Origin of the sequence: Hymenobacter radiodurans (genome assembly GCF_004355185.1) — a bacterium.
GTDB lineage: Bacteria > Bacteroidota > Bacteroidia > Cytophagales > Hymenobacteraceae > Hymenobacter > Hymenobacter radiodurans.
The window spans coordinates 356,649-371,175 of record NZ_CP037922.1; the positions used below are offsets into that span (position 1 = coordinate 356,649).

General features: G+C 53.8%; 11 protein-coding genes. 7 read left to right on the forward strand and 4 right to left on the reverse strand.

All coding sequences use genetic code 11. The features are described from left to right. The first annotated feature begins 103 nt into the window (after positions 1-103). Positions 104-1,657 (forward strand): hypothetical protein, encoded by a 1,554-nt coding sequence (locus EPD59_RS02605; protein WP_133271425.1) that lies wholly within the window; start codon positions 104-106, stop codon positions 1,655-1,657. A gap of 59 nt (positions 1,658-1,716) precedes the next feature. On the opposite strand, the gene EPD59_RS02610 is transcribed toward EPD59_RS02605, so the two are convergent. Further along, positions 1,717-2,001, reverse strand: coding sequence for a hypothetical protein (locus tag EPD59_RS02610; RefSeq protein WP_205703469.1), 285 nt, complete (start codon positions 1,999-2,001; stop codon positions 1,717-1,719). Between the two features lie 228 nt (positions 2,002-2,229). Between EPD59_RS02610 and EPD59_RS02615 the strand changes: the two genes are divergently transcribed. Together EPD59_RS02615 and EPD59_RS02620 are read left to right on the forward strand one after the other, a co-directional pair. Then, positions 2,230-2,631, forward strand: a complete 402-nt coding sequence (locus EPD59_RS02615; protein ID WP_133271426.1) for a hypothetical protein — start codon at positions 2,230-2,232, stop codon at positions 2,629-2,631. Positions 2,632-2,784: 153 nt separating this feature from the next. Next, positions 2,785-3,801, forward strand: coding sequence for a hypothetical protein (locus EPD59_RS02620; RefSeq protein ID WP_133271427.1), 1,017 nt, complete (start codon positions 2,785-2,787; stop codon positions 3,799-3,801). A 34-nt stretch (positions 3,802-3,835) separates the two neighbouring features. On the opposite strand, the gene EPD59_RS02625 is transcribed toward EPD59_RS02620, so the two are convergent. Further along, positions 3,836-4,354 carry an RlpA-like double-psi beta-barrel domain-containing protein gene (locus EPD59_RS02625; RefSeq protein WP_133271428.1) on the reverse strand — a complete coding sequence of 173 codons (519 nt, stop codon included), beginning with the start codon at positions 4,352-4,354 and terminating at the stop codon, positions 3,836-3,838. A 406-nt stretch (positions 4,355-4,760) separates the two neighbouring features. On the opposite strand from EPD59_RS02625, the gene EPD59_RS02630 reads away from it, so the two are divergent. From EPD59_RS02630 to odhB, 3 genes are all read left to right on the forward strand, one after another. Next, on the forward strand, positions 4,761-5,951 hold the full coding sequence (locus EPD59_RS02630) for an L-dopachrome tautomerase-related protein (protein ID WP_133271429.1): 1,191 nt from the start codon (positions 4,761-4,763) through the stop codon (positions 5,949-5,951). Positions 5,952-6,168: 217 nt separating this feature from the next. Then, the gene (locus tag EPD59_RS02635) at positions 6,169-9,024 is read left to right on the forward strand and encodes a 2-oxoglutarate dehydrogenase E1 component (protein WP_133271430.1); all 2,856 of its coding nucleotides are present in this window, start codon (positions 6,169-6,171) and stop codon (positions 9,022-9,024) included. A gap of 165 nt (positions 9,025-9,189) precedes the next feature. Then, positions 9,190-10,977, forward strand: coding sequence for a 2-oxoglutarate dehydrogenase complex dihydrolipoyllysine-residue succinyltransferase (gene odhB, locus EPD59_RS02640; protein ID WP_133271431.1), 1,788 nt, complete (start codon positions 9,190-9,192; stop codon positions 10,975-10,977). Positions 10,978-11,079: 102 nt separating this feature from the next. On the opposite strand, the gene EPD59_RS02645 is transcribed toward odhB, so the two are convergent. Both EPD59_RS02645 and EPD59_RS02650 read right to left on the reverse strand, forming a co-directional pair. Beyond that, on the reverse strand, positions 11,080-11,433 hold the full coding sequence (locus EPD59_RS02645) for a group III truncated hemoglobin (RefSeq protein ID WP_133271432.1): 354 nt from the start codon (positions 11,431-11,433) through the stop codon (positions 11,080-11,082). A gap of 193 nt (positions 11,434-11,626) precedes the next feature. Then, positions 11,627-12,706, reverse strand: a complete 1,080-nt coding sequence (locus tag EPD59_RS02650) for an EamA family transporter (RefSeq protein ID WP_133271433.1) — start codon at positions 12,704-12,706, stop codon at positions 11,627-11,629. A gap of 19 nt (positions 12,707-12,725) precedes the next feature. Between EPD59_RS02650 and EPD59_RS02655 the strand changes: the two genes are divergently transcribed. Continuing rightward, complete coding sequence (locus EPD59_RS02655; RefSeq protein WP_133271434.1) at positions 12,726-14,387, forward strand: M1 family metallopeptidase; 1,662 nt, start codon at positions 12,726-12,728, stop codon at positions 14,385-14,387. The last annotated feature ends 140 nt before the right edge of the window (positions 14,388-14,527 follow it).

Sequence of the window (14,527 nt, forward strand, 5' to 3'; positions counted from 1 at the left end):
GTTTTATGTCATAAAAATCTGATTAACAGTAATTATACACGTTAGAAAATTAGACTTTACAAAAAGCCCCCAACCACTATATTTAGTTTTTCTATCTGCCTCTATGGATGACTTACGCACGACGCTGGTCACTTTCTCGCCCGAAGACCGCAAAGAGTTTGGCCGCTTCGTGCAGCGCCAGCGCAAAAAAGTGAATGGTCGCATGGACTCGCGCCTCTACGAGCTGCTGCTGCATGCTAAAGCATACTCAACTGAGGACCTACTCGCCAAGCTCTATCCCGATGAGCCTAATGCAGTAGCTTACTATGCCTTGCGCAAGCGCCTGATGCGCCACCTCACCGATTTTTTGCTGCTGCGCCAGCGTCAGCTCGACCCCACGGCGGCATCGTCGGTGCGCGGTCAACTCACGCTGGCGCAGTACCTTTTTGACGTAGGCGTACCCCGCCTAGCCTGGAATATTCTGCGCAAAGCCGAAAAGCTGGCTCACCAGAACGAGCAGTATGAACTGCTAAACACTATTTATAATCTTCAGATTGCCCAGGCCAGCAGCGAGTATGCCGATGAACTGGCAGACATCATTCGCCGGCGGAACCACAATAAAAAGGCGGCCGACGAAGAGGAGCGCGCCGGTATTGCCGATAGCCTCATTCGGGAGCGGCTGCGCCAAGCCCGCAGCCGGGGCCGAGCCGGCGAGGCATTCGATGGAATTATGCGCGAGGTGCTACGCGAGTATGATTTGCAGGAAGCGTTTGCGCGCAGCCCGTCGTTGCTGTACCGACTCATGTCCATTGCCCGCAGCTCCATGCTGGTGCGCCGCGACTTTGTGTCATTTGCGCCGTTTGTGCGCCGCTGCTACACGCTTATGGAAAAGCGTCACGGCTTTCGGCCCGCCCACCGCTACTACCAACTGGGTCTGCTTTATATGATTGCGCACGCCCTGTACCGCTCGCGCCGCTTCACCGAGTCGGTGGCTTACCTAGAGCAATTGCGGGCGGCGCTCTACGCTGGCTCGCGCAGCTACATGGCCGATTTTTATCCGAAATACATCTTCCTGCTGGCTGCTAACTACTCCTTTCTGCGCCGTAATGCCGAGAGTATCAGCTTGCTGGAAAACTTGTTGGAGGGCCGCGAAGTAGCCTTGTCGGCTTCCGACCAGCTCACGGCGCGGCTAGGATTAGGCTTTCACTACTTCGCCGAAAACCAGTTTGCCAAAACCAATCAGGTGCTCATCGGCATTGGTCGCTCCGATCATTGGTGCGAGCAGAAAATGGGCGTGGAATGGGTGTTCAACAAAAACATGGGCGAGATGCTGGTGCAACTCGAACTCGGCAACTCCGACCTCGCCCTGAACCGCCTGCGCGCCATTGAGCGGGGCTTCCGAGAACGATTTGGCGAGGGCGGCCCATATCAATATGTGCTTTGCTATCTAAATTTAGTGCGCGAAATTCTGGACGACCCCACTGCTTGCCGTCACCCTGGCTTTCTGGAGCGAGTTAGCCAGATGGCGGATGCCGTGCCCCTGGATAGCGAGCGGGAAGACCTACATGCCATGAGCTTCTACGCCTGGCTCAAGGCTCGCGCCTTGGGTCGACCTTACTACGACGTGCTGATGGAACTGTCCGGCGCTGGTCAGGCGCAGAAAAAAGAAATAGCATGAGTAATAAAAAAGCCCCCCAGACCGGGTCTGGGGGCTTTTTTGTGAGCTAAAAGGCAGAACTAGTCTTTCTTAGCAGGAACTTCTTCTACAAGCTTGTCAGCTTCTTTGTTCTGAACAACGGCAGTATCGCCAGCCTCAGGAGCAACTTCAGCTTTCACGTCAGCAGCAGCGTTGTCGGTTGCGTTTTCAACGGCGTCGCCAGCGTTTTCAACATTGTTAGCAGCATCGGTAGCAGCACCTTCGGCAGTAGCTTCGGCGCTTTTCTCAGTGCTCTCGGAGCAAGAAGCAAGAGCGAAAGGAGCGAAAGCGGCTAAAACGAGCAGAGATTTGAAAGAGAATTTCATGGCTAAAAGGAGTATGTCGTGTGAATAGATACAGGCTTCATACCCTCACCCACTAGAAAGTAACCCGCTGCCGCGCTAAAATTTCTAAAAAGGGAACATAGGCAGCGTAGGGGATGCTCCTTGGCTATGGTGAGGCCTGCACCGCAACCAACACGAGTTTAAGCTTAACTTTTAGGTGCTGATGCCAGTATAGCAAGAACGTTCTTTCCTGACTTGCCTTTCTGACCTATGGATTCCACCGCCCAAACCCCCCAAACTCCTCCCACGCCTACCATTCCGCTCGGCGTAACCGATCAGCAGAACGCCGCGCTCCTCGATGATACGCTGAAGCTGCTCAACGGCGGTGTTCCCGACCAAGCCGACAAGCATGGGTTGGCTGAAATTGACCGTTGGATAGAAGTACTCAGCGCTTCAGAGCGCACCGGTCTGGCCAAAATACTCCAGGAGATGAAAACCCTGCGCGAGCAGTTGATTGATGGCGATACCGAGAACCACGCCATTGCCGAAACGCTGGCGACATTGGGCGCCGAAGCCAATAAAGTGGCCGATGAAAGCAACAATCACTTCACCGCTTCTCTCAATCATTTAGGGAAAGTACTCATTAAGCTGGGCTCGTCGCTGTCGCGCTAGTCATTGCTTTACTCACATAAAAAAGCCCCCCAACAGTAGTCTGGGGGGCTTTTTTATGTGAGTAACTCTGCAAAAACCAGGTATGCGTTGGCACTAGAGGCAGCAACACGCGAGCCAGCGCCTATTTTTGCAGCCTCCATTTCCTTGTACTCTATGTCAACCACTGCACCACCCGACCTCACGCTTTACGATCCTTTTGCCCGGATGCAGTTTGGCGACCAACACTGCTTTTTGTGCGGTTCGCCTACCGATCCGGCCACCCATTCGGTACCGGTATTTGCGGACTGGCTACAGGAGCGTTACGGTTTGGCGGAGCGGCAGATTTTGCTGCTCGACCAGAGTATCCGCTTCTACAAAGAGCTGCGTATTCCGTGCTGTCTGCGGTGTCGTACCCAATACGTTGAGCCCCTGGAGGCGCAAATGCAGGAAACGGCCAAATTAGGCATAGCTGGATGGCAGGCGCTGCCTGAAAAAACGCTGTTTCTGTGGTTAGGCAAAATGTTCTACGGCATTCTGACCACCGAGCTTCTCACCGAACTCGACCCGTTGGTAAAGCCGCGGTATCCGCTCGCCGAGAACGCGCAGATGTTCCGCCGATTTCAAGCGTTCTTTCAAACGTTTCAGGCCTTGCGCGTACCCATCGAGTTCGAAGACTTCACGCCAGCTTCCATCTTTATTCTGGAAACCGCTCCGCACGAAGACACCATCGCCTTTGAATACGACGATGATCTGACTACAATGGTGTTCAGTATCAAACTCGATAATGTGGTACTGATGGCTTGCCTGATGGATAATGGCATCATTCGGCAGGCCATGCGCCAAGTGTACGCCGACGCACAACGTCCGCTACACCCTATTCAGGTGGCCGAGTACAAAGCCCGCGTATACTATGCGGCCTATCTGTTTGGCGTGATACCCGACTATTTTGTGCGGCCGCAGCGGCCCGGCGACCAGCACCTGACCTACGATACGCTCATCGACGACGTGACGGGGGGCATTTTTGCACCTTGGCTAAACTCCGCCTACGCACAGTCATTGCAGGAAATGTGGAAGCGTTGGCAAATCCCCTATACCGCTATTCTAAGCGACCAGGATGAGCCGTTAAGCTTTCTGTATCAGCCCGATGGGAAGCCCCGCGAGATGATAATCTATACACCTGATTCAGAATAAAAACAGGTAAGTCGGGGATTTTTGGGCGGGTAGCTTAGCTAGCCTGCCACTGTAACTCGGGCTTGGCCACGCGACTGATGCGTACGTTGTCCCACTTGCCGTAAAGCTTTTCGTCTTTATGCACCAGCAAATCGATGGTACGGCGCAGACGGCGATTCATTGTATCGTGTAGCACATACACGCCATCGAGCTTAGGAGAAATACCGGTAACGTGCACTAAGTCACCGTATTCGAATTTGCCACCATTCTGCTTAAGCATGTCGCGCGATAAGGCTATCCAGCGGTCTTTGCTGGAATGATTGCGCTTGATGCGAGAATTATCAGCTGTAATTAGTGGATCAGAGTCGGTTTGTCCGGGCTCGGCCCAATACACGGTGGCCGTTACTTTATAACCGGGTAAGCGACGGGGTAAAACAGCAGCTACGGGCGCTGGTGAGTCAAATATAATGTGCCGGGGTGTCAGGTTGGCAACCGCGGGGGTAAGCGGAAGGGGAGCGGAGGTACTGGTTTGGGGAGGAAAAAGGAAGGTTAAGATGAATAACGCAATAGACATGACAGTTGATCTGGTGACTCTTCTACTCGCCCGAAGAGGATGGGCCGCCCGCGCATTTATGCGGACGAAAAGTTTTAACCCTCACTTATCGCAAAAGGTTGCAACCCCTTCTAGTTAGTAGACGAGTAGTGGCTTGAAGGGGATGAAATGGCTGTTTTTAGCAGTAAATAAATTTATAATTGACTCAATCTAATATTTATTGATTGGTTTAGCGCTATTGTCCCCAAATCTTATAAGTGACAGGAGAAGGCGTTGCCCAGATTGGTTCAAGCCTGATACGCTGGCAGTGAAGGACAGAACTAGGGAAAAACCTGGCCTCTTTGGAGCCGTAAGCAAGCTTAGCCCGACGACAAGGTACCGGGTACTTACTCACCAAAGCATCCTGCACATTTCTACTCTTATCACTATGGATATTACTGCTTCGTCTGCGCTGTGGCGTACCGCTGCCTCACTCTGCACCTCATTGTTATTAATAGGTGGAGCTAGTTGTTCATCGCCTTCGGGTGAAACGGCCTCTACTGAAACCAACTCAGACTCTACGGCTACTAGCCAAGCCGTTGCCCCGGCCAACTCGCCGCTTCAAGTAGTAACTGAGTTTCGCGAGCCTCAGATTGTAGGAGTGGCCGTCGCGCCTGATGGGCGAGTATTTGGCGTTTTTCCGCGGTGGGACAATAATCCCGTTAATCCCATTGCAGTCGTTGGAACTGATGGCTCCGTGAAGCCTTATCCCGATGCCAGTTGGTGTATGTGGAATGACTCGGTGCGCAATGAGCCTCAAAAGCATTGGATCTGTCCGCAGAGTGTATACGTCGATCAAACTGGTATGCTATGGGTACTCGATCCGGCCGCGCCCGGTCTGAAAGCTACTGTACCCGGCGGCCCCAAACTGGTTAAGATTGATCCTAAAACCAATAAGGTTGTACAAAACATCAGTTTTCCGGCATCAGTAGCACCCCGTAAGTCTTATCTGAATGACGTGCGCATTGACACCCAGCGCAACTTCGCTTACATCACCGAGTCAGGGATGGGTGCCATTGTAGTAGTCGACCTGAAAAATGGTAGCTCCCGTCGACTGTTGGCCGATCACCCGTCTGTGCATCCAGAGCCGGGCCTAACCTTGAAAGCAGACGGCCACCCCATGATTGATCCGATGGGTAAGCCCATGGCTCTGCACGCCGATGGTATTGCCCTAAGCCGAGATGGTGAATACTTATACTGGTCGCCACTCACCAGCCATTCACTTTATCGCATCAAAACCGAGGCGCTTCGCAACGCCGCGCTATCCTCAGCTCAACTGGGCAACCAAGTAGAGAAAGTTGGCACTATTCCCGCCACCGACGGTATGGAGATCGATGCCAAAAACAACGTTTATCTAACGTCTTTTGAAAATAACGCCATCGTGCGGCGTACGCCGGCTGGTAAGCTGGAAACAATAGCAAAGGAGCCGCGCTTGCAGTGGCCCGACACTTATGCAATTACGGCTAATGGTGACTTGTATTTTACAACTTCAGCCATTCACAAAACACCTACCTGGAACAAAGGAGTAGGCAAGCAGGATCAGCCTTACCGCATTTTTAAGACAGTTCTTCCGCAATAATTGCTGGGTTGTATTAGCTTATTTATTAAAGCCTTTCCTCACTTTGAGGAAGGGCTTTCCTTTTATTTTGAATAGATTGGCTTCACCGCAAAACGTAACGATTGCGGTCTAAAAAGTAATCGGTTGAATTACAGGCGTATTTGTGGAACCGAATATGGGTTTTTAGCTTTGTGCTAAGCTGTATACATTTGCCCTGACTCACTTAGCTCCTTTACAGATGGACGCTTACTCTTACATCGCCAATGCCCATGGCGACTACATAGATCAGCTTTACAAAACGTATCAGCAAGATCCAGAATCGGTTGATTTTGGCTGGCGTAAGTTTTTTGAAGGCTTCGATTTTTCCCAACAGTTTGCCGACGGCAACAGCCAAGTCGCTCAGCCTGCGGGCTCTGGGGTGCTAAACGCGTCTGCTTCTACTACTGAAGCAGAAGCAGTCCGTGCTGTGGACACAGTAGCCGCCGATAAGGAAACGCAGGTTCGTAACCTGATTCACGCTTTCCGTAGCCGGGGGCATCTGCGGGCACGTACCAACCCGGTGCGCGAGCGCAAAGACCGCAAAGCCCGTCTCGACATCGCTGATTTTGGCCTAAGCGAAGCCGACCTTGATACTTCGTTCAAGAATGGAGAGCTATTAGGGCTGGGGACTAGCGCAAAACTGCGCGACATCGTAGCGGCGCTGGAGAAGATATATACCCGCACGATCGGCTTCGAGTATATGTACATCCGTGACCCCCAAATTCTGGACTGGTTCCGGGATAAGGTGGAAAAGGATTCATTGAGCTTTAACCCTGGCATTGAGTACAAGAAGCGCATCCTGCGGAAGCTCAATGAGGCGGTAGTATTCGAGAACTTTCTGCATACCAAGTTCTTAGGGCAGAAGCGCTTCTCGCTGGAAGGTGGCGAAACTACTATTCCTGCTCTGGATGCCATCATCAATAAGGCTGCCGGTTTAGGGGTGCGCGAAGTGATGATCGGTATGGCCCACCGGGGTCGTCTGAACGTGCTGGCCAACATCATGGGCAAGACCTATGAGCAAATCTTCTCGGAGTTCGAGGGCACTGCCGTACCCGACCTGACCATGGGCGACGGGGACGTGAAGTACCACATGGGTTACTCATCGGAGGTAGACACGGAAGCCGGGCACAAAGTGAACCTGAAATTGGCCCCCAATCCATCTCACTTGGAGGCAGTTAATCCAGTGGTTGAAGGTTTTGTGCGGGCTAAAATTGAGCATCAATACAGCGACGATTATCATCAGATTCTGCCTATTTTAATTCATGGTGACGCCGCTTTGGCTGGCCAGGGAATAGGCTATGAGCTAACCCAGATGTCGCTGCTGGAAGGCTACAAGACTGGTGGCACTATTCACTTCGTTATTAATAACCAAGTTGGTTTCACCACCGACTTTGAGGATGCGCGCTCTAGCATTTACAGCACGGACTTAGCTAAGATTATTGATGCGCCAGTGCTGCACGTGAATGGCGACGATCCGGAAGCTGTGGTATTTGCCGTGCGCTTAGCCACCGAGTATCGTCAGCAGTTTCACGCCGATATCTTTATTGATATGGTGTGCTACCGCCGTCATGGCCACAATGAGTCGGACGAGCCCAAGTTTACCCAGCCTACGCTCTACAACATCATCAGCAAGCATCAAAACCCGCGTGAGGTGTACAACACCATGCTCGTGCAGCGCGGTGACGTAGATGCGGAGCTAGCTAATCAGATGGACCGCGAGTTCCGGGAGATGCTGCAGGCTCGCCTGGATATGGTGAAGCAGAAGCCATTGCCTTACAACTATCAGGCTCTCGAAAATGAGTGGCGCAATTTGCGTCGGGCGAAAAACGAAGACTTTGAGCAGTCGCCCGAAACGGGCATCAACGAGGAAGCCATTGCCAAAGTCGGCAGGGCACTGACTACGCTTCCCGAAGGATTTCGCCCCCTGAAGCAGATTGAGAAGCTGATGGAAGAACGTCGTAAGATGTTCTTTGAAACGCGAATTCTGAACTGGGCCGCGGCCGAGCTGCTGGCATATGGTTCCTTGCTGCAGGAGCAGCATATTGTGCGGGTAAGCGGCCAGGATTGCCAACGCGGCACTTTCTCGCACCGCCATGCCGTATTGCACGACGCGGAGACTTCGGCGCCTTATAACTCATTGAACCACATTGGGGAAGGACAGGAGAAGCTTCGGATCTTCAACTCCTTGCTGAGTGAATACGCTGTATTAGGCTTCGAATTCGGCTACGCTATGGCCAACCCCACGGCTCTTGTAGTGTGGGAAGCACAGTTTGGTGATTTCGCTAACGGCGCCCAGACGATGATTGACCAATTCATTGTGTCGTCGGAGAGTAAGTGGCAGCGGATGAATGGAGTGGTGATGCTGTTGCCCCACGGCTACGAAGGTCAAGGGCCAGAGCACTCCAACGCCCGCCCGGAGCGCTTCCTGCAGCTTGCTGCTGAGAATAATATTGTGGTGGCCAACATTACCACACCGGCCAACTTCTTCCACGCCCTGCGTCGGCAGTTAACGTGGAGCTTCCGCAAGCCGCTGGTAGTGATGTCGCCCAAGTCGATGCTGCGCCATCCGCTGTGCGTGTCGCCGGTAGAAGAGTTTACGGGGGGCAATTTCCGCGAAGTTCTTGGTGACGTATATGCTGATGCTAAGAAGGTAAAGCGCGTATTGCTGTGCTCCGGCAAAGTATACTTCGACTTGCTGGAAGAGCAGCAAAAGTCTCAGCACAAAGACGTTGCTATCGTGCGTTTGGAGCAGTTGCATCCTTTCCCCCAGAAGCAACTGAACGTAGAGCTAGCCAAGTATCCGAAGGCTAAAGTGTATTGGGTTCAGGAAGAGCCCGAAAACATGGGTTACTGGAACTACATGCTCCGCTTTATGCGCCGCGAGTTGGAAGACGTAATTGCCCGCAAGCCTTCAGCTTCGCCAGCTACCGGCTACAACAAGGTGCACGTAAAAGAGCAGAAGGATATTGTGGCCCGCGCTTTCGGCATCGCATCTGCTGAGGTAGACGCCGAAAATATCAAAGGCACCGTAGAAGTAGCAAAGAAGCAGGACTAATGGAGTGCGCGAGCTATCCGTTCGCGCACTCAGCAAGTGCGTTGAAAAGCCCCCCAGCCGTGAATTTTCAACGTAATTGGCTTTTTGTTTCAGCAGTAATGGTGGCAGCGAGTACGTCAGTCACCTAGATTATCACTCTCCCGAAACTCTTCAATCGTTCCACCTATGGGTCTGGAAATTAAAATCCCCGCCGTCGGCGAATCTATCACCGAAGTGACCATTGCCAAATGGCTCAAAAGCGACGGCGCGGCCGTGAAGCGCGACGAAGTTATTGCCGAGCTGGAATCAGACAAGGCTACCTTTGAGCTGCCTGCCGAAGCGGATGGCACACTGCAAATTTTGGTAGCCGAGGGCGAAACGATTGGTATCGGCACCGTCATCGCCAACATTGGCGGCGAAGGCAATGGTGCGGCACCCGCCGCTGGTAGCGCAACTCCAAGCAAGGAAGCCACGCTGGCTCAGCCTCAGGCTGACCCCGTAGCGCCGGGCCAAAAGGAGACGGGCAACAACGGCAGCCAAGGCTCAGCGGCTGAAAAAGCCCCCCAGACTGCCAAAGATCCGATTACCCAAGGCGAGCAAAATCCTCAGGCGAGTGACCAATCAGGTTATGGCGGTTCAACGGCTGGCTCAGCCGATAAGCCGACTGCACCGGCCGCGGGCGGTGGCGCTCCAGCTACTGGCGGTGGCGAGGTGAAAGAGATGAAGATTCCGGCCGTGGGCGAGTCCATCACGGAGGTAACGGTAGCCAAGTGGCTGAAAGCCGATGGCGCCCAAGTAGAGCGCGACGAGGTAATTGCCGAGCTGGAATCAGATAAAGCGACGTTTGAGCTGCCTGCCGAAGCCGCTGGCACCTTGCGCCACGCGGCTCAAGAAGGCCAGACAATTGCCATCGGGACGGTTATCGCCCGCATCGAAGGCGGGAGCGGCGCCACTGCGGGAGCAACTCCGGCTGCCCCAACACCAGCGGCCGCTCAGTCCGCAAGTTCAGCGCCGGCACAGCCTGCCGCTACCGCCGCTTCGGGTAGCGCTACGTACGCAACGGGCACCCCTTCGCCGGCTGCTGGCAAAATTCTCGGTGAGAAAGGTATTGCCGCCACCGACGTACAAGGTACCGGCCGCGACGGACGCATAACCAAGGAAGACGCGCAAAATGCCCAGGCTCGGCCGGCTGCTCCGGCTCCTCAAGCGCCGGCGGCTACGCCTGCAACCAGTGCACAGCCAGCCGCTTCTGCCAGCGCTCAACCAGCCGGAGAACGGAATCAGCGCCGCGAGCGAATGAGCAACCTGCGCAAGACCGTAGCGCGCCGCTTGGTAGCAGTGAAAAATGAAACGGCTATGCTCACCACTTTCAATGAGGTGGATATGCAGCCCATCATGGATCTGCGCACGAAGTACAAAGACAAGTTCAAGGAGAAGCATCAGGTTGGCCTGGGCTTCATGTCTTTCTTCACGAAAGCCTGCTGCGTAGCGCTGAAAGAATTTCCTTCGGTAAATGCTCAGATCGACGGAACCGACATCGTATTCAACGACTTCTGCGACGTAAGCATCGCGGTATCAGCGCCGAAGGGCTTGGTGGTGCCAGTAATTCGCAACGCGGAACAGCTGTCATTCGAAGGCATTGAGCGCGAAGTGGTACGCTTGGCCGGTAAGGCTCGCGATAATAAGCTCACCATTGAGGAAATGACCGGCGGCACATTTACTATCACCAACGGCGGCATTTTTGGCTCAATGATGAGTACGCCCATTATAAATGCCCCCCAGTCGGCTATTCTGGGTATGCACAACATTGTGCAGCGCCCTGTAGCCGTGAACGGGCAAGTGGTGATTCGGCCCATGATGTACCTAGCCCTGAGCTACGACCACCGCATCATCGACGGCCGCGAGTCGGTGTCGTTCCTGGTGCGCGTGAAAGAGTTGCTGGAAGACCCAACGCGTCTGCTTTTAGGCGTTTAAATCATTCTGTGCAAACGTAAAAAAGCCCCCCAACAATGTGTTGGGGGGGCTTTTTTTGTACTGATTGAATTACAAAAATATGGTTGTGGAAAGGGCGGAAAGCTACTCGACGGTGACGGCAATAGTTTGAGCTTTCACCTTGGCTTCTTCGGCCTTAGCACCCGCAAAATTCTCTTCCACGGCCTTATTGAACAAGCCAATCCACTGGCGCTGGTAAGGGCCGCGGGCTGGCATAGCTAGTTGTTGGGGAATGGGCTGACCCGTGCGGTTGGCCCGGCCAAACAGGGTGCTGCTCCAATAGTCGTAGAGCGACGTAAGATGGTTGGGCCAATGCACCGCGGCCACCGCGCTAAAGATGGGTGAGAGCAACGCATCTTGGTTTACCTTTTGGCAGAAGCAATCCACCAAAACCTTGATGTCACCTTCGGTACGGATGTCGGGAAGAGCAGTTGGCATAAGTAGCTAGATAGCAGTGGGGTGATACATACGACAAGATTCCGACACCGTTGCCCCGCTACTTTAAGCGTGACGAGTGCCCATGGTAAACATACATAATCTGAGATTATTAATTCAATTTAATGTTAAATAAATGATACTGTTGAGCCTTAAAAGTGAGCTAGTAGCCTGATACAAGGACTTTATTGGCCTATCACTTTTTTTCAAGCTCCAGAGCTTCGTTTTCCACTTCTTTGGGTTGCGCTTTCCGGCCGCCGAGCACTACTAGCATCACTGCTATTACAATCAGCGCCGCGCCGCCGAGCATATTTATATTGAGCACTTCCCCTCCAAAAGCCCAGCCTAGCAGCACCGCTACTACCGGGTTCACGAAGGCATACGTACCGGCCAGCGCAGGCTCTACTGCTCGCAACAGCCAGATGTAAGCGGTGAAGCCCACAATGGAGCCGAACGTAACCAGATACACATAGGCGCCCCACGATTTGGCTGTCACTTGGGCCAAGTCGAAGCCATTGGCTTCACCTCGTATCAGGCCCACTACCAGCATAACTAAGCCTCCACAAATCATCTGCATTCCGCCTGCTACAAACGGGGAGGGAGCCGCCTGTTTTTTCTTGGAATACAACGAGCCAATAGCCCATAGCAGGGCCGCTGTGAGCACCATAGCAATGCCGATTCCCTGCCGCCCCGGCAAAGCAACGTGGGAAGCGCCCGGGTGGCTCGCCAACAAATAAACGCCCCCCAGACCAATCACCAAGCCCAAGGATACCAGCGCGGTAGGTCGCTGCGATACGCCGCTCAGCCAACCTAATAAAGCCAGAAACATGGGCACGGTAGCTACCAGCAGGGAAGCCATACCCGTCGGGATATACTGCTCGCCCAGGGTCACGCCGCCGTTGCCAAAGCCCAGCAAGCATATCCCGATAATAAAGGCGGTAAGCCAACCCTGAGCGCTCGGGCGCGGAGCTCCGCGCAGGCGCATAAAACCGTACAGCAGCGCCCCAGCCAGCGCGTAGCGCGTACCCGCCATCAGCAAAGGTGGTATGGAGTCGATAGCGAAGCGGATACCCAAGTAAGTGGAGCCCCAGATGATATATACCGCCGCAAAAGCAAGCACCAGTGCTAAACGGGTAGGGGAAGTAGTAGAAGTCGACATGAAACGAAGCGAGAATGAGGCTGCAAACCTACGCCGGTTTTGGCGGGGCTGCCAGCTAAACCCTACTACGAAGTTCCCGGCTTGCAGCGTTTCGGCCAGGATGGCGTTCTTTGCCACGTACTCCAACTACTCTGCTGTGCGTTCTATCTTTCTGCTCCTTCTCGCGGCCTTGCTGAGCTGTTCGCTCGGGGCCTCGGCCCAACTGCTGCAACCCAAGCCAGCTTTTACCCGCGCCGACTCCCTGCGCGGCGCCCTCACGCCCCTGCGCACCTGCTACGATATCAACTATTACCACCTCGATGTAAAGCTGGATGTAGCTAACAAGTCTATCAGCGGCTCCAACCTGTTTTACTTCACTGCCACTCAGGATTTTACGCGTCTGCAATTTGATTTGTTTGCCAATCTGAAGGTGGAGAAGGTGGAGTATCAAGGCAAGTCAGTGCCCTACACGCGGGAGGCCAATGCTGTGTTTGTCACTTTTCCGGCTCCTATTCAAAAAGGAAGTCGGGCCGAGTTTCGGGTGTTTTATTCGGGGAAGCCTACAGTGGCCAAAAATGCCCCCTGGGATGGCGGCTTCGTGTTTACCCAGGATAGCAAAGGCAAGCCGTGGGTGGCCACCGCCTGCCAGGGCGTAGGCGCCAGCATCTGGTGGCCTACGAAAGACCACCAAGCCGACGAGGTAGACAGCATGCTGATCAGTGTGACGGTACCCAAAGGCCTCAAGGATATCTCAAATGGGCGGCTGCGCAAAACCACCAAGCTCAAGGGTGGCGCTACCCGCTTCGACTGGTTTGTAAACAACCCCATCAACAACTACGACGTGGCTCTCAACGTGGCCGATTACACCCATTTTGCGGATGAGTACACCGGCGAAAAAGGTAAGCTAACCCTCGATTATTGGGTGCTGCCCGAGAATCTGGCCAAAGCCAAAACGCAGTTCGCAGCCAACGTAAAGCCTATGCTCAAGGCCATGGAAAACTGGTTTGGTCCCTATCCATTTTATGAGGATGGCTTTAAGCTGATTGAAACCCCCCACCTGGGTATGGAGCACCAAAGCGCCGTGGCGTATGGCAACAAGTACCAGAACGGCTACCTCGGCGCCGACCGCTCGGCTACGGGCTGGGGGCTGAAGTGGGACTTCATCATTATTCACGAAAGCGGCCACGAGTGGTTTGGCAACAACATCACCAGCAAGGACATTGCGGATATGTGGATTCACGAAAGTTTCACCACATACTCCGAAGCCTTGTTCGTGGAAACCCAGTTTGGCAAGCCGGCCGGTCAGCAATACATCCACGGACAGCGGCGCAACATCCGCAACGATAGCCCTATTATCGGGCCCTACGAGGTAAATCGGGAGGGCTCGTCGGATATGTATGACAAGGGCAGCAACCTGCTCAATATGATCCGCACGGCCTACTTCCCCGACGACGCCAAATGGCGCGAGCTGCTGCGTGGCCTGTCCAGCACCTTCTACCACCAAACCGTGACGACCGACCAGATCATTGCTTACTTCAACAAGCAAACCGGCCAGGATCTCACACCTGTTTTCGACCAATACCTCCGCCATTCGGCCCTGCCTACGCTTGAAGTACGCTTTGAGGAAGGCAAAGCCCTAGCCCGCTGGATTGCCAACGTGCCCGGCTTCGTGCTGCCTGTTCGGGTGCGCTTGAAAGGTGGTGAATACAGTACAGTACCGCTCACTACTTCCTTCCAGCCTCTAAACCTGCCGGGCCTCACCAAAGACAACCTCGAAGTGGACACCGAGAATTACTACATCGGAGTTCTAGTCGAGTAGTGAAAAGAACGTCATGCTGTTGCTCCCTACTTTTGCTCTTCCACGTCCTCTCTCCGCCTGTCATCCTGACGAAGGAAGGACCTTATCACCCTAGAACTATAACGCAGAACCATTTCCACCCAAACACTTATGCCGTACTA